Origin of the sequence: Allobosea eneae (assembly GCF_042657265.1) — a bacterium.
GTDB lineage: Bacteria > Pseudomonadota > Alphaproteobacteria > Rhizobiales > Beijerinckiaceae > Allobosea > Allobosea eneae.
Map to the genome: position 1 here is coordinate 148,459 of NZ_JBHSLW010000037.1, position 16,812 is coordinate 165,270.

Here is a 16,812-nt window from a genome sequence, read left to right on the forward strand (position 1 = left end):
CGCTATAGCCCTGCAAAGGGGTCGATCGGCGTCTCGACCGACGGCGTCACCAGCGTCGAGATCGGCGTGTACAGGTCGATGTCCGTGCGCCGCGCCTTCAATGTGACCACCAGCGCATAACGTGACTGGCGATTGACGATGGTCGGGCTCGAACGCTCGCGCCACCAGCCAACCACAGGTCGGATGCACAGCATATCGCGTCCCAGCAGATCGACCGCAGGGCCGCTCCACGAGTCGCAATGAAGTGACCCAGCAGACATGCTGTCCGGGCCAAGCAGCCAACGGTTATCGTCTGGATGCGCAGGCGGGCCTTTTCGCGGGTCCTCGCGTTCGGATGGGTTCACCCGCTGGCGGAACGCACCGACGCCTTCGCCCTTGCGCCGCAGGTCAAAACGCAGACCGAACGACTGGTAACGCTGCGGGTCGACATTTGCAGAGACACCCGGGCTGGGATCGACGAAGTAAGATAGCGTGACCTTCAGGTCGACGAACTCGTTGCCAAGCGATTCCAGTACCGCGTTGGGCATGGGCAGCTGGTAATAATGGCACTCATTGAATTGGCGACTGCCCTTCAATCGAAAGGGCTGGATCTCCGACTGCGCGATCAATGCCAGCTGGTCGCGCGCGGACGCGGCAGCGCGATCGTGATCAGGCACGCCATAGCCGAACTGCCGGGCCAATCCGTAGCGGTCTCGCAACTGCGGATGCGCCGCGAAGGCGGCCTGCATCGGCTCAGTGTATTCCGCGCTATGAACCATCAACGCGCGTATCAACTCCGGCCAATAATCGGGATGCTCGGCCGAGATACGAGCTGCCATCCTTGCCGCCTGCGCCGCCGCTGCACTAGTGCCGTCGAATGCGACGAGCGGCACGCGATCGACCTCATGCCCGGTGCTTAGCAATCGCAAGGAATCGAGCGTCAGTAGATCGCGCCTTGCAGGGCAGACCGCCCGGTTACCGGCTTCCATTACCAGTTCAGGTTTGAACGGCGACCGGCCGGCACCCCAACCCGTGCTGGTCCGGCTGTGCGGGCTGAGTTCACCCGCCCCGGACAACGGCGTCCAGTCCTCGTAGCCGGGGTCGGACACATGGATGGCGTCAGTGTATCCGCCGATCGTCAGCGCATTCCAGGCCTGCGCAGGGTCTTCGACCGGATAGGCGTCCGGTCCCGGCCACTCGGCAAGCCGCATCACTGGATCAGAATTGCCGGTCGATATCACGAACAGGCGGCGCGGTGCGCCTTCCTCGTCGCCCGGCATCGTACCCGCTGCGATCTGGTCGATCGCAGCGCTCCAGGTCGTCGGACGAGCGCCGGGCACGTCGCCGTTGGTGACGGCCATACAGAAGATGCGCTGTCGCTCGCTCTGCTCGATCGCCGGCAACGCCACCGCAGCCTGGGTGATCGCACCATACGCACTCGGCGAGTTGGGGTCGTTCAGCTTCGGCGGCAGGATCTTCACCGATTCCAGCCGATGCGCCAGCCGGCGCGGTTCGGTATCGGCAAGCGGGGCCACCAGGTCCCCATGCAGTGCAATGCCGGCCATCGACGTGCCATGCCCAGCATGATCGTCCGTGCCCCAATCCGGCTCGTAGCTGTGCATGTCCGCCGGTGCGACCGCAGGCTCCAGCAACGCATGTGCGCGATTGACGCCCGTATCGAGCAGGCAGACCACAGGGACGTCCGCGCCCGGCCATTCAATGCGCTCGGCGAGATCGTCGCTCCATGCGTGCTGCGTGTCGCGCTCATCCTCGATGAAGAACACAGGATTGTCGGAGGCGCGCCTCAGTTCCACGATGACGCCGGTCGCGAACATCAGCAGCTCGATCGCTGCGCGTGTTGCCAGCACGGGGACAACGGCCGCTTCCGGAAAATACAAGCGCCGGTCCGCACCCGCCGTGCGCAAACCCAACGACTGGCATCGCGCCTCGAGCTCGGCTTCCGTCTCGCGGAACGTCCAGATGGACCACCACATCTGATGCTGGGGGTCGGTCGGCAGCGCCGCGAGGTCATCCGTCCACAGCACCTCGAGCCGTGCGCGCCGGAAGGCCTCGATGGGCCCGACCATGGTCTCGCGGCGTGGTTTGCCCGCAGCGGTCAGTGGACCCGCCCGGTAATCTTCAAGGATCTGTTGAAGCGCGATACGCGCGTGATCCGGTACGAACAGTGCGACCGATCGGCCGCCGGCATGCTCCTTCACCGCGCGCGGGCTGATGCCCTCGGTCTTGCGCTCCAGCTGATAAGGGTCCGCTCCCCGTCGCAGCTCCACCTCGATATAACTGCCCGTTGGATCGGGCAGCCTCGGATCGGTCTGGCGGGATGCATCTGCCGCAGCGAACGCGGCATCAAGTTCGTGCAGCAGCTTTGCGCCGTGCTCTTCGCGGATGCGAACGGCGCTTGATCCCCCGCTCCCTTGCCCCGTGTACTCGCCAGAGGACCGGAACCTCGTAATGTCGATATGAGGAAGGGTGAAACGGGACGCCATACGTTAGGTGATTCGCCTTTCGGAAAAGCTCACACGCATATCCTGCCGCTCCGTCAGGCGTTTGACTAGATCATCGGTCGAAATCGCTTTACGCTCTGCCAAGATGGCCGATTTTACGGCATCGTCGGTCGCACGGACGATCTCCGACTGGCTGAGATGCTGGGCGGCCTCGGCCACCTTCGTCCATGCTATCCGCGCAGCCTTCATCGGCCGCAGATGGTTGGTGACGATCTCGCGTATCTGTTCGCGCGACGGCGCGGCGAATTCGAGGACCTGATCGTACCGGCGCAGCAAGGCGCGATCGAGCAGCTCGGGATGGTTGGTCGCGCAGACAATCAAACTGTCCGTTGCGCTCTCTTCTTCCATGAACTGCAGGAAGGAATTGAGAACACGACGCATCTCTGCGACATCGTTCGGCGCAGTCCGGTGCCCGCCGACAGCGTCGAATTCGTCGAACAGATAGACACCACGTCGTTTGGCGGATTCATCGAACACGAGGCGTAGCTTTGCGGCAGTGTCACCCATGAACCGCGTGATGAGCCCTTCGAGGCGAATGACATACAGTGGCAGATGTAATTCGCCGGCGAGCGCCTCGGCCGACATCGTCTTGCCGGAACCGGGCGGGCCCACGAACAGGAGCCTGCGCCCTGGAACGCGTCCATGCTCGCGCAACCATTCGCGCTTGCGCTGCTGCAGCACCACATCGGCGATGCGCTCGACCAGTTTCGGCGCGAGCACGACGTCCTTCATTCGGAACCGCGGTTCGCGGACCTCGATCAGACCTTCGAGATTGCCCCTGGGCTGATTGAACGCGATGGGGATGGATGGGCCACGGGGCCGACGTGCGCGTGCGCGCTCGATCTCGGCGCGCATTTCCTCAGCAGTGGTCTTGTGACCTTGACGCGCTTCGGAGGCAGCGACCTGCAAAGCAATCGAATAGAAGGCGTCATCATCGCCTTCGGCACGGCTACGAAGCAGGGCCAGGATTTGCTTTGTGTTGGTCACTGAAACTCTCTCTTCTTGCGCTTATATCCCCTCAGGCTTTGCAGGCCTATGCGGTCTCGTTTTGCTATCCACACAATCGAATCAGCAGGCGCAGCTCACCTGCTCGCGCCTTGCCAGATCGCAGTAAAAATAGCCTTTAGATGAGAACAAATCAAGAACATAGATCGCCACTGCATTCCAATCGTGATCGCTCCAGACAATACAAGTCACCTGCCATGGGACGGTTCCTGACCCTGCGGCATGGAGCCTCACCGTGATGCCAGCTTCTCGACCCGCCGGGCCACTAGCCTGTAGGCCGGCTCGGCGTCCGGATGCTCCTTGTGGAAGCCGAAGAACAGCAACGCCTTCTCCAGTTCCTTCAGGCCCGGCGTACGAGCAGGGTGGTCGTGCTCGAAACGAGCATAGGGAAACAGCATGTCCGACAAGGCATGCAGATAAGCACATCGAGCCGCATAGGAAGACAGATTGAGTGGCGCGAGATCAGAGGGCCGTCGTAGTCCGCTGAGATTGGCGTTGAGCACCTGAAGCTCGGATACCACTGCCCGGAAGCTCACGGTGTGCTCCGCCGGCGCATTCTCGACGATTTCCTTGAAGAGCGGGATAAGCTCGGTCGGAAGCGGTGGGAAGCGAAGCAGGTTAGCGCTCGGAGGCGAGCCGGTGTGGGTCAGCAGGCGCCTCAAGCGTTTGCCGCACTCGATCGCGTAATCCGTCAAAGCGGACAGCGCGACCGGCAACACGCTACGCGCTGCCAGGAGCTTGCGGACACGCTTGTCCTCCTCGATGAGCCAAGCGGTACGAATCTGCCGATGGATAAATACTGCACCGATGAACGCCGCCAGCAGCGCGGTCAGCGCGCCAATAAGCGTCTGCCAGTCGAAGAGCGTCTTCGTGGTCGCTATGGTCCACGTGCAGACGCCGATGCCTACACCCATCAGATAGACCAGCAGGACCAGCCCGCCCGTGGTCCAAGAGCGCATCGTACGCGCCGTCAGTTCTGGCATCCCCCTGCCTTACGTTTCAGTTGCGCCAAGTCTGCTTCAATTCCTCGTCGAACCATTGCTCGGCGGCCATATCGGCACCCCCAATAGACCGAAAGTCTAGGTAATGAGCATAGCCTTTCTCTTGCAACCAACGCTTGAAATCCCAGAATTGGGGATGCGCGGCCGGCTCTCGCATGGCTCCTGTCTCGCGCTCCCATTCATGGCACAGGCTGCGGATGGCCCGCTCGCTCGCAGCTTTGGTCATAACACGCGTCCGCCTTCGCTATCCGATAAGACAGTAGGAGTGAATCGCCGACGAGATCGCCAGCCGGCGGTATGGACTACTGACGCATTGCGGGCGCCGCGGACTTCCGCGGCGCCCGCGAGTTTGCATCAGCGCCGAATTTGGCCAAAAGCTTGCAGATCATGCCATTCTCGTCGTTGAGCGATCCGGTTGACTTGGCGCGCGCGCAGGCGGCCCTTGAAACGGCATAGGCGGAAATCAAACCGACCGTTTCCTCGCAAGCCTATGAGCGTGAGCGGACGCGCCTCGCTTAGACGGTATCCTCGTCCTGCAGTCATGCCGGATGATCTCGATCACGGTCTCTGTGGTGCGGTCGAGATGGCTGCGCCCGTCGGCGAGCCGTGCGGTCGCGCTGATGTAGCTCTGCGGGCCGACATGGGTTGCCGGATCGAGCGCGTGCGCCGTGATCTTCCCGGAGGCGAGAGCCCGGTTCCAGGCGCTGCGTCGCCACAGGCGCCAGCGCTGGGGGAAGAGCCGGGCGCCAACCCGCTCGATCCAGTCGTTCGCGCTGGTGAGCCGATACAGGTGGAGCGCATGCGTGAGGTCGTTGGCGCCGTTGTGGAAGCCGCCGAGCGTGATCAGCCAGAGCGGAGCGCGGAGCTGCTCGAAGAGTTCCTCGACCGCTCCGGTGGCCACCTGGGCGCCGCCGCTATAGCTCAGCAGGACGAGCGGTATGCCGCTGCCGGGCTCGTAGCCCGCGCGCCGGAGCTGGTCGGCGATCTGGGCGCCGACGGCCCGGTTGTATAGCGGCCGGTACCGGCGATCGGCGGCGACGAAGGTTTGCATGACGTTGTGCAGGAACAGCGTGATGCCGGCGTGCCGCCGGAGCCAGTCCCACACCGGACGCCCCGCGAGCGGCTCCGCCAGAGGCGAGTAGGGCTGGACCTGGCCCAGCACGCGCAGCTCCGGTGCTCCGGCGATGACCGCCCTGACGAGCTGGCCGCCGTCGCGCGTATCGGTGAAGCGGCGCTTGCCGATGCCGTCCAGGTAGACCAGGTAGGCGTCCGGCGGTCGCCCCGGATCGGCCCCCCTGGCGTAGGGCACCTCCGGCGGCAGCGCGGCGGCGGGTGTGCGCCGGCTGATGGTGTAGAGCATCAGCTCGTAGCGGGCGAGCAGGCCCTCGGCGAGCAGGAACGGGCCGAGCGCCAGGAGGGCGATGAGGAAGATCTCGTTCACAGGATCGCCTCCCTTTCCCGTGGCCCGGCGATGATCCGGGCGATCAGCCGCCGAACCAGCTCGACCGTGGCGGTGAGCCCGAGCCCCGCCGCGGCGATGCACCCGGCCGCGCTCCACCAGCCCAGCCCCGAGGCCGCGGACAACGGGCCGGCCAGCCCGGCCCCGACTGCGGCCACGAGCAGGATGTGCAGCAATGGGCCGAGCAGCGGAAAGGCGAGGATGGCGGCCAGGAGCAGCGGGGCGATGAGGGCGGGTGTCCAGGCCAGTCCCGACGAGTCCGGCAGCGGGGCCGCTTCAGGTGCTACGACCGGCTGCACCAGCTCGGCGACGGTCCAGGCGGCGAGGGGCCACAGCGCGATCATCGTGCCCTCGACGACGGTGCCGGTCGCCATCAGCCCGGCCACGAGCGGCGGCGACAGCTTCGGCCGGCGCGCCACCAGCGGCAGCACCCGCCCGGCGCTCTCGGACAGCCCGGCGAGGACCAGCAGGACGAGGACGGTCGTCGACATGGCTCAGCGCTCCCGTGCCCGCGCGGTCGCAGCGCCTGCGCGCGCATCGTCGAGGTAGCGCTCGAGCTCGTCCGCGGCGCGCCGGGCGCCGCCGGCCTCCTGTTGCGCCGTGCGCTGGGCGGCAGCCGCCTCGCGGAAGCGCGGCTCGTCCAGCAATCTTCGGGCGAGCGCATGGACCGTTTCGGCAGTCGCGTCTTCCGTGCGCAGCGAGAGGCCGGCGCCGAGTTCGACGACCCGTCGCGCCACCAGCGGCTGGTCCGCGCCCTGCGGCACGACCAGCGTCGGCACCCCGGCCCGCATCGCCTCGTTGACGCTATTCATGCCGCCATGCGTCACGAAGAGCGCCGCCCGGTCCAGCACCTGGAGCTGCGGCACGGATCGGCGGGCCAGCACATTTGGCGGCAGCGGGCCGAGATCTGCCGGTTCGGTTTGCCCGGTCGAGACGACGACGGTGCCGCCCAGCGGCGCCAACGCGGTCGCGAAGGTCCGCAGCAGCGCGGGGCCGCCATCGAACACCGTGCCCAGCGACGCGTACAGCACAGGGGCCTCCAGCCCGGCGGTGTCGAACTCCGGATCGTGCGGGCGGGACCCGACGCTTGCCCCGACGAACCGGTAGGAAGGATCGAACACGTCGGCGCCGGGCTGGAACGCGCCGGAGGTGAAGACCAGGTTCAGCGCTGCGTGCGCGTTCATCAGGTCGAGCAGAGGCAGTGCGCCGGTGTCGTACTCACGGTGCAGTTCCCAGCGCGCGCGGGCGTAGCCCCAGCCGCTGCGAGGATGTGCGGCGGCCGCGGCCAGCAGCGCGCGGGAGATGCCGGTGGGGCTGGGCACCTGTCCATTGAAGGCGAAGGTAGTGAAGGTGGCGGCTGCCGGCACGGCGAGCTCGCGCGCGGCCACCGCCCCCCATGGACAGGCCGCCCCGTGCACGATCAGGTCGGGCCGGGTCCCGCGGAGATCCGAGAGTACGCCGGGCAGCACGGCAAGAGCGGACCGCGCGAGCCATTCCAGCATCACGAGGGGGATCGGCGGATCCGGCAGCGGCAGGTTGCCTTGGGCATAGAGACACACCTTCGCGCCGGCGGCAGCGATCGGGGCCGCGAAGGCGGGGAAGGTGTGGTAAGTCACGGTGTGACCGCGCCGGACGAGTTCTGCCACGACCGGAAGCGTCGGATTGATATATCCGTGCATCCCGATGTTGAGGAACGAGACGGTGCCCATCGACGGTCTCCAGATGCCGGGCCGGCGGCCCGTGTCGAAAGGAGGCCGCGCAACCAGCCGGTTTGATCGGCTACCGCTGATGGCTCTGGTCAGATCAAGAGCTCATGCAAACAGGCCAATTGCAATCGATTGAGCCGAGTGAGAGGTAATACATACTGCAGTGCAAGTTATCTGGGGCTGTTGGCCTGGTCACCGTGTTGGGGTGGCAGGAGCGGGAAGCGGCGCGTCCGAAGTGACCTCGACGACCTTGCGGCTGCTTGCTTCCACCAGGATGATGATGCGACCGTCGATGATCAACAGCCCATAGGGACGCGGGAATCTCTCTCCGTCGACGCCGATCACCCGCACAGAGGCAGGAACGATATCGCCCAGCCGCGGAGCTTGAGAAACTACCTGTCCGCTCTCGGCCGCTTCAGCCGCCTCTCCCGGCGACAGTAGGAAGACCGACAATCCAAGAAGGCGCGTGACGGAACGCATTGCAGCAACTCCAATTTGCAGAGCCATCGCGATCAATGGCGGATGCCGCACGCAAGTTTCGCAGTCGTGGGCTCTTGTCGGGATTGTGGTGACGGGACGGGGGAGTTCTCAATCACCCACAAGGATACTGAGTAGCTGCACCTGGTGATGCCGCTATGGACCGTTGGATAGGCAATCGGCTCTTGGGGACTGCAATGACCGCCAGCTGTCCCGCTTACGTGTTCGAGAGCTGCTTCGCGCGTTCGAGGTCGCTCGAGCGCTTTCGCGCAGCGCGCGGTGCCCTCTCCGGGCCATCGCTCCGGTGCCATCGCCAGGGATAGGCATTCGGCAGAACTGCGGAACCAGTGCTCTTCACGCCGAGGCTTAGGATAAGGAGGTTTCGACCTTTCGATAGTGCGGGCTCGACCCCGGTATCGTTTCGCTGCCCGCTGCTTCCGCCAGGATATCCGTGACGGATCGATCGCTTGGCAGGGAGCTCCCGGGATGGATGAAAAGTTGAAGAGTCCCGGGACGGCGCCGGTCGGACGGGAGCCGGCCCAGGAGCCGGAGCGCCCCGATATCGCCGCCGGTATCCTGCCTCACTTTGCCGATCCTGCTCCGCGCGGGCAGCCGGAGTTGCGGGGCGTGCCGCGACATCTGCGTCCACCGGCCATGGGCGGTCGCCGAACAGCGATCGGCATCGCGATGCTGTCGGCGGCCCTGGCAGCCGGTTGCGTTGCCGTCGAGGATCGCGCTGCGGTGCCGGTCGATCTCGCTGCTGCCGCGCGGATCGAGCATGTCGAGCTCGCTCGCGTCTGGGGCGACCGTACCACGCCTGAGATGCGCGCGCTCCTCGACGTCCAATACCGTCAGACAAAAGCCGCGGTCGGATCGGGACGGCGCCCCGCCGAAGCTCTGAAGAAGGCCGATTTCCTGGCCATCTCGGGCGGTGGCGCCGATGGCGCCTATGCGGCCGGCGTCCTCGTCGGGTGGAGCGAGAAGGGCGGCCGCCCGCAGTTCGAGGTGGTCACCGGCGTCAGCACCGGCGCGCTCGCGGCGCCGTTCGCATTCCTCGGCTCCCGCTACGACGAGGAACTGCGGCAGGTCTATACGCTCTACGGCGACGGCGACATCTATACGAGCCGGGGCCTGTTCGGGCTCGCCGGGAGCAGCCTGAGCGACAACACGCCGTTGCGCGCCTTGATTGGCCGCTACCTGACGGACCGGATGATCGACGAGATCGCCGCCCAATACCGCCGCGGGCGCCGGCTCCTGGTCCAGACCACGAATATCGATGCACAGCGCCCGGTGATCTGGGATCTCTCGGCGATCGCGGCGAGCGGGCGCCCCGAGCGTCGCAAGCTCATCATCGATATCCTCCTGGCCTCTGCCGCGATTCCCGCCGTCTTCCCGCCGGTTCGGATCGAAGTCGAGGCCGGTGGCGACCGCCGCCAGGAACTCCATGTCGATGGCGGCACCATCGCGCAGCTGTTCTTCGCGCCGCCCGAGATCCGTCTCGGCGAGTTCGAACGGCGCCATTTCGGGCATATCCGCTCGCGACGCATTTTCCTCATCCGCAACGGCCGGTTGGCCCCGCAATATGCGACAACCAAGGAAACGACGATCGCCATCGCGCGCAGAGCGATCGAGACGATCGTCAAATATCAGGCGATCTCGGATCTGACCCGCATCAAGGGCCACGCCACGGCAGCTCACGCGCAACTGCGCTTCGTCGCCATCCCCGCCGGATTTACGGCGGTCGCGAAGTCGGAATTCGACCGCGACTACATGCAACGATTGTTCGAAGTCGGACGCGGGGTCGGGCGAGCGGGCAATTGGGGCGCCGATCCTCCGCTGACGGCTGCGTTGGCCGCGCAGGTCAATCCGAGCGAATAGCGGCGGACCCTTTACAGCGCCCGAGCGAGGCGCAATTCAACGCGTCGTCATTGGCTGATTGCCGGCGAATTGAGCCCCCGATAACAACGTGTTTCTCATCGCACGTCCTGCGTTCGAACTCGCGTTGGAGAGGCCTCGGTCTCCAGGTGCTGCGATTGCGGCAGCGTGATCCGGAAAACGGATCCCTCGTTGCCGGTCCGTGCTACGGATAGCGTGCCGCCATGCGCTTCGACGATCGATCGGCAGACGGCCAAGCCGACACCCATTCCATCAGACCTGGTCGTGAAGAATACGTCGAATATCCGCTCGGTGTTCTCCGGGGCGATCCCGGTCCCATTGTCCTCCACGAAGACCGCTATACCACCGCGCTCATCCGGTTCCGACTTGATCCGCAGCAGTCGCGAGCGACCGTTCGTATGCCGCATGGCCTCGATCGCATTACCGACAAGATTCAGCAAAACCTGGCGAAGCTGCCCTTGGTGACCCAGCACCGTTGGAATCGTCTCGTTCAGATCCAGTTCAATCGCGATCTTTCTGCTCTCCGTTTCTTCCCGGGTGAGAGCAACGGTCTCCCTGATGATCTGGTTTGTATTTATCGGCGTTTTTGGTCTTTCGCTCCCGGAAAATATATCTCGTATCGATTGAATGACTTCGTTGACTCTGTCGATATCGGAAATGATACGTTCATATGCTCGCCGGGCCCTGCCGAGATCGGGTGGGACCTTGTTGATCCAGTTCAACCCGGCTCCGGCATTGGAGGCAATCGCAGTCAGCGGCTGCCTGATCTCATGTGCCATCGCCGCGGACACAACGTTCATTGAAATCAGCCGGCTGTCGCGCTCGCTCTGGCGCGCCAGCGCCGACAAGGCCAGTCCTGCGTAGAGCATCGTCGACTCGGCAAGCAGGACGAGCAGAACCAGGCTGTCCGACACGACCGCGAAAACGCGGTTCGAATACCAGGCGACGTCAAAGCGAGTGTCGACGAGATTCACGAGGATCGACGAGAAGAGCCAGGCCAGCGCAACGATCAGCAGCGACAGGTCAAGCACTGAACGCTGCGAGAACCAAATGAACAACAATGCGGCTATGGCGACCATCATCATGAAGGCGGAGACGAATGTCACAAATACTGCCGGGTCGGTTTCCGTAACGATCAACCGTGGCACCACGTTCTCATGTGCGGTGAGAAACCAGGTTATGACGCACACCGCGGCTGCCACGATGCAGACGTCAGCAGTAATGGCCGTCGCAACGGAGCCACGTACCACTCGCTGCGGCGTAAAATGCCAGGCGATCGCGTACACGATGATGGTCGTCGGCAAGGCCATGTGCCAGACGGTGAACAGCCATGGTGAGGTTTGCAGGCCGGCGTTGAACAGACCGTTCGGCGCAAATGCTCCCGGGAAGGTGAGAGCATATGGAATGATGATGAGTGCGCAGAATAGATAGCCGCCCGCGAGCAATCGAAGCGGCCAGGTCCGTAATATGGCAAAATGCGCATAAAGGAACGTCGCGGAGATCAAATCGGTTAGAAACAGGATGGTCGCCACGATCGGAAGGAAGACATCAAGCCGTTCGAGGCGAACATTGGCGAACGGCAGCACCGACAAGAACACGACCAGAAGCAACGCAGCGGTGACGAATGCCGCGCGCCTCTCCGTCCTGCTCGGTGGCACACTCGAGATCAGCGGTGTCTGGGGCTGAGCCACTGTCCTGGTACCCTGCTGGCAAGACGACCCGAGACGTGGCGTACCGGTAACCACCGACAGCCGCCGCGTGAGGATAGATCGCCGACCTGCAGGCCGCCAGCCCCAGCCGCCCGAGTCCCAAAAACCGGATGGCTTTGGGTTGCAGCTTTCCGCGGCGTTTTACTCTGGTTGGGAGGAAGGGAGGCACCGAAGGACTCGGCGTTGTCAGACGCCCGGGAGGCGCTCACCCAAGGTGCCGGCGCGAACCGACATTCGCCGCCGCTCTTCGGCAGCGGGCGCTATCCGCACGCATGTCGACTTGGCCATCGTTACAGGCGGATGCTCTGCGCTCCGCCGCTGAACGGTTCTGCTGGAGCGGGGGCCGTGTGTGCCTGTTCCTGCACCGGCGCTCGGGGCTGCAACGGGATTGGCTCCGCCGGCGCCGGGCCGTGACCGGCCGAGTGGTGAGCGTGGGCGTATTTGTGCAAGCCGATCTTGATCGCGACCAGCAGCGGCGCGGCGACGACGAAGAGCAGGGCGACTGCGTTGAAGGCGGTGTCGAAGGCGATCACGGCCGACTGACCCGTGACGAGCCGGCCGAGGAAGCTCGCCGCTGCCCGGCTGGCCGCAACCGCATCCATCCCCTTCGCCGTCAGCAGCGCCGTCATGGTCGCCAGCCGCTCCATCACCGCCGGCCTCCCGGCGGCGATATTGGCGCCGAGGACCGAGAGATTGGCGATGGTGTGATGGTCGATCAGCGTCTGGAGAGCCGCGATCCCCATGAGCCCGCCGAGCTGCCGGCCGGTGTTGAACAGGCCGATGCCGCTGGCGAGGCCGCGGCTGGGAAGATCGCTGAACGCGATCAGGTTGATCGACAGGAACAGGAAGCCGAGGCCGAAGCCGCGCAGCAGGACCGCGGTCATCATGTCGTGCGCGCCGCTCTCGCTACTCGAGCCGGAGAGCAGCCACATCGCGACCATGAAGATTAGGATGCCGAAGGGCACCGTGGCGAAGGGCGGCAGGTGGCGGAACTGGATGAGGCAGGCGGCGAGGAGCAGCGTGCCGATGAAGGCTGCGCCGCTCGGGAACAGCAGCAGGCCGGCATCCGTCGGCGTGAGGGCGAGGACCGAGACCGCGAAGGACGGGAGCAGGAACCCGCTGCCCGACAAGGCGGCGCCGGCGACGAAGCTGACGATGAAGGCGAAGGTGAAATCATTCGCTCCGAAGATGCTGAAGTCGAGCAGGCCCCGGCCTTTGGCCATGACCTGCCGGCCGAGAAAGGCGAGCAGCGCGGCGACGCCGAGCAGCGCCAGCCAGAGAATGCGCGGCTCCTCGAACCAATCCCAGCGGCTGCCTTGCGAGAGGACATAGCTGACGCAGAAGAACGTGACGGAGATCAGCGCGAAGCCGGCCCAGTCGAAGGGGCGCGGCGCCTCCTTGGCGGACTTCGGGCCGTCTGCGATCAGCAGGAGCCCGGCGGCCGCCAGCGCCAGCGGGACGATGCCGAAGAAGATCCAGGTCCAGGAATGGGTGTCGACCAGCCAGCCCTGAAGAGCCGGCGCGATCGTCGCGGGCGCGACCACGGCGCCCATCGCGAACAGCGCCTGGAGCAGCGGCTGATGGGCGCGCGGATAACGCAGGAAAACCAGCGCCTGACCGGCGATGAGCAGGGCGCCGCCACAGAAGCCCTGGACAATGCGAAGCGCGATCAGCAGATCCAGCCGGGCCGTCATGGCGGCGATGCCGGAAGCCAGGCCCATGGTCAGGGTCGCGGCGATGATCAGGTTGCGCGGGTCGATCCGGCTCATCAGCCAGGGGGCGGTCACGAAGCCGATCAGCTTGAGCGTGGTGTAGCCGATGTCGAGCCAGGCGAACTCGTCGGGCGTGGCGGAGGTGTCGCCGATGATGTCGCTGCGCCCGAGCGCGAGCACGGTGCCGGCGATCGCCTCGGTCAGCGCGGCGAGCACGATGCCCAGGAGGAGCACGGCGCCGGCCGTTGGGCGGTCGCGGCTCGGCAGGGGGACGACGACCGCGGTCATGAGCTGCCTCCCACGGCGACCTCGACCCGCGCGGACAGGCCCGGCACGAGGCGGCCGGTCAGCGGATTGTTCGCGAACCGGATCTTGACCGGCACGCGCTGGACGACGCGGACGAAATTGCCCGTCGCATTGTCGGTCGGGAGCAGGCTGAAGGCGGAGCCGCTGCCGGGGGCGAAGCTGTCGACCACGCCCTGCAGCGCCTGGTTCGGATAGCCGTCGACGGTGATGCGGACCTGCTGGCCCGGCCGGATCTCCTCGAGCTGGGTCTCCTTGAAGTTGGCGACGACCCAGACGTCGTCGACCGGGACGATGTCGAGCAGGGCGGTTCCGGGCGCGACCAGCCGGCCGACGCGGACCTGGCGGTTGCCGATCACGCCGCCGACCGGCGCGCGCACGATGGTGTTGTCGAGATCGATCTGAGCGAGGTCATGCGCCGCCTGCGCCTGCGCCACCGCGGCGACGGCGGCTTCGCGCTGCGTGGTCAGCACGGCGATGCGCTGCTGCTGCGCCTCGATCGTCGCCGAGGCGGCGGCCAGGTTGGCCTCGGCCCGCGAGCGGGCGGCGTCGCTCTCGTCGAGCAGGGCCTGGCTCACCGCATTGCTACGGATGAGCTCGCGCCGCCGCCCTTGCGACCGTGTCGCCAGGGTCACTTCGGCGATCGCCGCCTGCTTCTGCGCCTCGGCCTGCTTGACCAAAGCGTGCTGGAGCTTGGTCTCGGCGTCGACATTGGTGACGCGCGCCTGCGCCGCCTCGATATTGGCCACGGCTTGGGCGAGCTTGGCGCGATAGTCGGCATCGTCGATCCGGAACAGGACGTCGCCCACCTTGACCGGCTGGTTGTCGGCGACCTCCACGGTCGTGACGTAACCCGCGACCTTCGGCGCGAGGGCGGTCACGTCCCCGCGGATATAGGCGTTGTCGGTGGAGGTCTCGCTGTTCGAGCGAACCCAGGCCCACCCGGCAGCGGGGACCGCCGCGGCGCTGATGCATAAAAGCAGGCCGATCCGCATCCTCTTGCTGAGATGTGCCATGTCGCCCTCCGGTAATTCCTGTTACCGTTGACATATATGGTAATAATGATTACCAGTCAAGAGACGGCTGAGACCGGATGCAGCCGCAGTCGTCCTGGGGAGCATGTCGGTCCGGCGCGGATCGCGCTATTGAGCCGGCGGCGTGGGCGCCCAAGCGATCGGTCTATGATGACCAGACCGAGGGCTAGGTCGGGGCGGCGACGGCAGGGTTGCCGGCCGTTGCCGGAGAGGATTTCCGGATCGGGAGCAGGTGTCCTGTGGATGCAGCAAGGACGGGTTCGGCGGGCAATCGGCGGGAGGCGCTGCTGAAGGCGGCTGCCGAGGAATTCTTCGAGCAAGGTTACGCAGCGACGAAGATCGATGCCATCATCGAGCGGGCCGGCGGCTCGAAGCGCAACATCTACAACGAGTTCGGCAACAAGGAGGGCCTTTTCCTGGCCCTCGTCGCCGAGAACGCGGACATGGCCTTGTCGACCTTGCCGATGGACGAGCCGGGCGGGCGTGACCTGCAGGAGACGCTGACGTCGTTCGGCCAGCATCTCATGTCCATCTACACGTCGCCGGCTCTGGTCGGCATCTACCGGATCGCCATCACCGAGGCCAATCGCTTCCCGGACCTTGTCCGATCATTCTATGAACGGGGCCCCGGCCGCGCCACTTCCCAGCTCGCTGGGGTCCTCGAACGCGCCCGGGAACGAGGGGACATCCGGACGGATGATTGCCTGCGCGCTGCCGGGCATTTCGTCGGCATGATCCGCGGCAACCTTCATCTCCAGATCGTTCTCGGACTCCGCGCCCCGCCGTCGGGCGAGGAAATGAAGGAGACGGTCGCCTCCGTCGTCGAAATCTTCTTGAACGGGCTTCGGCCCGGCCCGGAGAAGTGGGACGGCGCCGGAGGCCTTTCCGTAGTCTGACTCGAACACGCATCAGCAATGCCTGCCATGTTCCGGATAGCTCTACTCCGGGCGCCTTTCGCGGATCTCGGCAGGCAGCGCTTCCCAGGCGCGGATGAGCTCCCCGAGCGAGTTCGCATGCATTTTCCGCATCGCGTTGCTGCGGTGGAGCTTGACCGTCACTTCGCTGATGCCGAAATCGAACGCGATCTGCTTGTTGAGGCGTCCCCGCGCCACTTCACGCAGAACCGCGCGCTCGCGTGGCGTCAGCGTCTCCAGGCATTCCATGCTGCGCTTCGTGATCGCGGCTTCGGCCCGCTGTGCGGCATCTGCCTCGATCGCCGCGGTCACGGCGTCGAGCAAGGTCTGGTCCCTCACCGGCTTGGTGAGGAAGTCCACGGCGCCGGCCTTCATCGCCTGGACGGTCATCGGGATGTCCCCATGCCCAGTCAGGAAGATGATCGGCTTGCGGTTGCCGTTCTGAACGAGCTGGTTCTGCAACTGGAGGCCGCTCGCTCCCGGCATGCGCACATCGAGGATCAGGCAGCCGGGACTGTCCAAGGCGCCGGCATCGAGCAATTCGCCGGTCGAGGGGAAGCTGACCGTCCGGAAGCCCGCCGACAGGATCAGCTCGGACAGCCCTTCCCGGACAGCGGCGTCGTCATCCACGATGATGACCAGCGGTTCCGCTCCCTGTGCCGGCTGCGACGACAGCGACTGCGATCCTCGTAGAGTCAGGTGGCCAGTTTTCATGGAGATCCTCCCTTTTTCGAGTTCAGCAAGGCATCGCCAATTGCCGCCAGCAGGACCTGCCCGTCGAAGGGCTTGCGGAAGAAGCCGCTGATGCCCCGCGCCCGGCTTTGGTCGGCAAGCTCGTGGCGGCCTGTGATCATGAATACCGGCAGCTCGGGACGCGCCTTCTTCACGAGGTCACGAAGCTCGAAACCGTTCATGTCCGGCATCCCGATATCGCTGATAAGCGCATCGGAATCCGATAGGCCGTCGGCCAGGAACGAGTGTGCCGAGGAGAAGGTGCGGGCTGCGTAACCCGCAGATTCCAAAAGGTCTTCGAGCGATTCCAGTAACCTTGGATCGTCATCGACAACAGCCACGACAGGTCTCTTCTTTGTCACG

At 65.3% G+C, this 16,812-nt stretch carries 15 protein-coding genes; 2 read left to right on the forward strand and 13 right to left on the reverse strand.

Annotation, left to right across the window (positions count from 1 at the left end; genetic code table 11):
* Positions 1–2 precede the first annotated feature (2 nt).
* The 8 genes from ACFPOB_RS22525 to ACFPOB_RS22560 form a co-directional block, all read right to left on the reverse strand.
* Complete coding sequence (locus tag ACFPOB_RS22525) at positions 3–2,483, reverse strand: S8 family peptidase (protein ID WP_377800622.1); 2,481 nt, start codon at positions 2,481–2,483, stop codon at positions 3–5.
* A gap of 3 nt (positions 2,484–2,486) precedes the next feature.
* Complete coding sequence (locus ACFPOB_RS22530; RefSeq protein WP_377800623.1) at positions 2,487–3,488, reverse strand: AAA family ATPase; 1,002 nt, start codon at positions 3,486–3,488, stop codon at positions 2,487–2,489.
* Positions 3,489–3,736: 248 nt separating this feature from the next.
* The gene (locus tag ACFPOB_RS22535) at positions 3,737–4,489 is read right to left on the reverse strand and encodes a hypothetical protein (RefSeq protein WP_377800624.1); all 753 of its coding nucleotides are present in this window, start codon (positions 4,487–4,489) and stop codon (positions 3,737–3,739) included.
* Between the two features lie 16 nt (positions 4,490–4,505).
* A complete protein-coding gene (locus tag ACFPOB_RS22540) occupies positions 4,506–4,733 on the reverse strand; it encodes a hypothetical protein (RefSeq protein ID WP_377800625.1) in 228 nt (75 codons plus the stop codon).
* A gap of 237 nt (positions 4,734–4,970) precedes the next feature.
* Positions 4,971–5,948, reverse strand: a complete 978-nt coding sequence (locus ACFPOB_RS22545) for a hypothetical protein (RefSeq protein WP_377800626.1) — start codon at positions 5,946–5,948, stop codon at positions 4,971–4,973.
* Positions 5,945–6,457, reverse strand: a complete 513-nt coding sequence (locus tag ACFPOB_RS22550) for a hypothetical protein (RefSeq protein WP_377800627.1) — start codon at positions 6,455–6,457, stop codon at positions 5,945–5,947. Before ACFPOB_RS22550 ends, ACFPOB_RS22545 begins: the two co-directional genes overlap by 4 nt.
* Positions 6,458–6,460: 3 nt before the next feature.
* A complete protein-coding gene (locus ACFPOB_RS22555; RefSeq protein WP_377800628.1) occupies positions 6,461–7,675 on the reverse strand; it encodes a macrolide family glycosyltransferase in 1,215 nt (404 codons plus the stop codon).
* A gap of 189 nt (positions 7,676–7,864) precedes the next feature.
* Positions 7,865–8,152 carry a hypothetical protein gene (locus ACFPOB_RS22560; protein ID WP_377800629.1) on the reverse strand — a complete coding sequence of 96 codons (288 nt, stop codon included), beginning with the start codon at positions 8,150–8,152 and terminating at the stop codon, positions 7,865–7,867.
* Between the two features lie 483 nt (positions 8,153–8,635).
* Between ACFPOB_RS22560 and ACFPOB_RS22565 the strand changes: the two genes are divergently transcribed.
* Entirely contained in the window at positions 8,636–10,027 is a 1,392-nt protein-coding gene (locus ACFPOB_RS22565; RefSeq protein WP_377800630.1) for a patatin-like phospholipase family protein, read from the forward strand.
* Positions 10,028–10,122: 95 nt separating this feature from the next.
* Here ACFPOB_RS22565 and ACFPOB_RS22570 read toward each other — a convergent pair whose 3' ends face one another.
* The 3 genes from ACFPOB_RS22570 to ACFPOB_RS22580 all read right to left on the reverse strand — a co-directional run bounded on the left by ACFPOB_RS22570 (position 10,123) and on the right by ACFPOB_RS22580 (position 14,785).
* Positions 10,123–11,736, reverse strand: coding sequence for an MASE4 domain-containing protein (locus tag ACFPOB_RS22570; protein WP_377800631.1), 1,614 nt, complete (start codon positions 11,734–11,736; stop codon positions 10,123–10,125).
* Between the two features lie 308 nt (positions 11,737–12,044).
* Positions 12,045–13,754 (reverse strand): DHA2 family efflux MFS transporter permease subunit, encoded by a 1,710-nt coding sequence (locus tag ACFPOB_RS22575; protein WP_377800632.1) that lies wholly within the window; start codon positions 13,752–13,754, stop codon positions 12,045–12,047.
* Entirely contained in the window at positions 13,751–14,785 is a 1,035-nt protein-coding gene (locus tag ACFPOB_RS22580) for an HlyD family secretion protein (protein ID WP_377800633.1), read from the reverse strand. The genes ACFPOB_RS22575 and ACFPOB_RS22580 overlap by 4 nt, the downstream gene beginning before the upstream one ends.
* 257 nt (positions 14,786–15,042) lie before the next feature.
* Between ACFPOB_RS22580 and ACFPOB_RS22585 the strand changes: the two genes are divergently transcribed.
* Entirely contained in the window at positions 15,043–15,699 is a 657-nt protein-coding gene (locus ACFPOB_RS22585) for a TetR/AcrR family transcriptional regulator (protein ID WP_377800634.1), read from the forward strand.
* 42 nt (positions 15,700–15,741) lie between these two features.
* On the opposite strand, the gene ACFPOB_RS22590 is transcribed toward ACFPOB_RS22585, so the two are convergent.
* Both ACFPOB_RS22590 and ACFPOB_RS22595 read right to left on the reverse strand, forming a co-directional pair.
* On the reverse strand, positions 15,742–16,431 hold the full coding sequence (locus ACFPOB_RS22590; protein ID WP_377800635.1) for a response regulator transcription factor: 690 nt from the start codon (positions 16,429–16,431) through the stop codon (positions 15,742–15,744).
* Positions 16,428–16,811 (reverse strand): response regulator, encoded by a 384-nt coding sequence (locus ACFPOB_RS22595; RefSeq protein ID WP_377800636.1) that lies wholly within the window; start codon positions 16,809–16,811, stop codon positions 16,428–16,430. The genes ACFPOB_RS22590 and ACFPOB_RS22595 overlap by 4 nt, the downstream gene beginning before the upstream one ends.
* Between the last annotated feature and the right edge of the window lies 1 nt (position 16,812).

What these genes read in the sequence shown, in the direction of transcription:
- ACFPOB_RS22590 (WP_377800635.1), bottom strand. Translation starts at nt 16,431, where the DNA reads ATGAAAACTGGCCACCTGACTCTACGAGGATCGCAGTCGCTGTCGTCG.
- ACFPOB_RS22540 (WP_377800625.1), bottom strand. Translation starts at nt 4,733, where the DNA reads ATGACCAAAGCTGCGAGCGAGCGGGCCATCCGCAGCCTGTGCCATGAA.
- ACFPOB_RS22575 (WP_377800632.1), bottom strand. Translation starts at nt 13,754, where the DNA reads ATGACCGCGGTCGTCGTCCCCCTGCCGAGCCGCGACCGCCCAACGGCC.
- ACFPOB_RS22535 (WP_377800624.1), bottom strand. Translation starts at nt 4,489, where the DNA reads ATGCCAGAACTGACGGCGCGTACGATGCGCTCTTGGACCACGGGCGGG.
- ACFPOB_RS22525 (WP_377800622.1), bottom strand. Translation starts at nt 2,483, where the DNA reads ATGGCGTCCCGTTTCACCCTTCCTCATATCGACATTACGAGGTTCCGG.
- ACFPOB_RS22550 (WP_377800627.1), bottom strand. Translation starts at nt 6,457, where the DNA reads ATGTCGACGACCGTCCTCGTCCTGCTGGTCCTCGCCGGGCTGTCCGAG.
- ACFPOB_RS22565 (WP_377800630.1), top strand. Translation starts at nt 8,636, where the DNA reads ATGGATGAAAAGTTGAAGAGTCCCGGGACGGCGCCGGTCGGACGGGAG.
- ACFPOB_RS22580 (WP_377800633.1), bottom strand. Translation starts at nt 14,785, where the DNA reads ATGGCACATCTCAGCAAGAGGATGCGGATCGGCCTGCTTTTATGCATC.
- ACFPOB_RS22560 (WP_377800629.1), bottom strand. Translation starts at nt 8,152, where the DNA reads ATGCGTTCCGTCACGCGCCTTCTTGGATTGTCGGTCTTCCTACTGTCG.
- ACFPOB_RS22555 (WP_377800628.1), bottom strand. Translation starts at nt 7,675, where the DNA reads ATGGGCACCGTCTCGTTCCTCAACATCGGGATGCACGGATATATCAAT.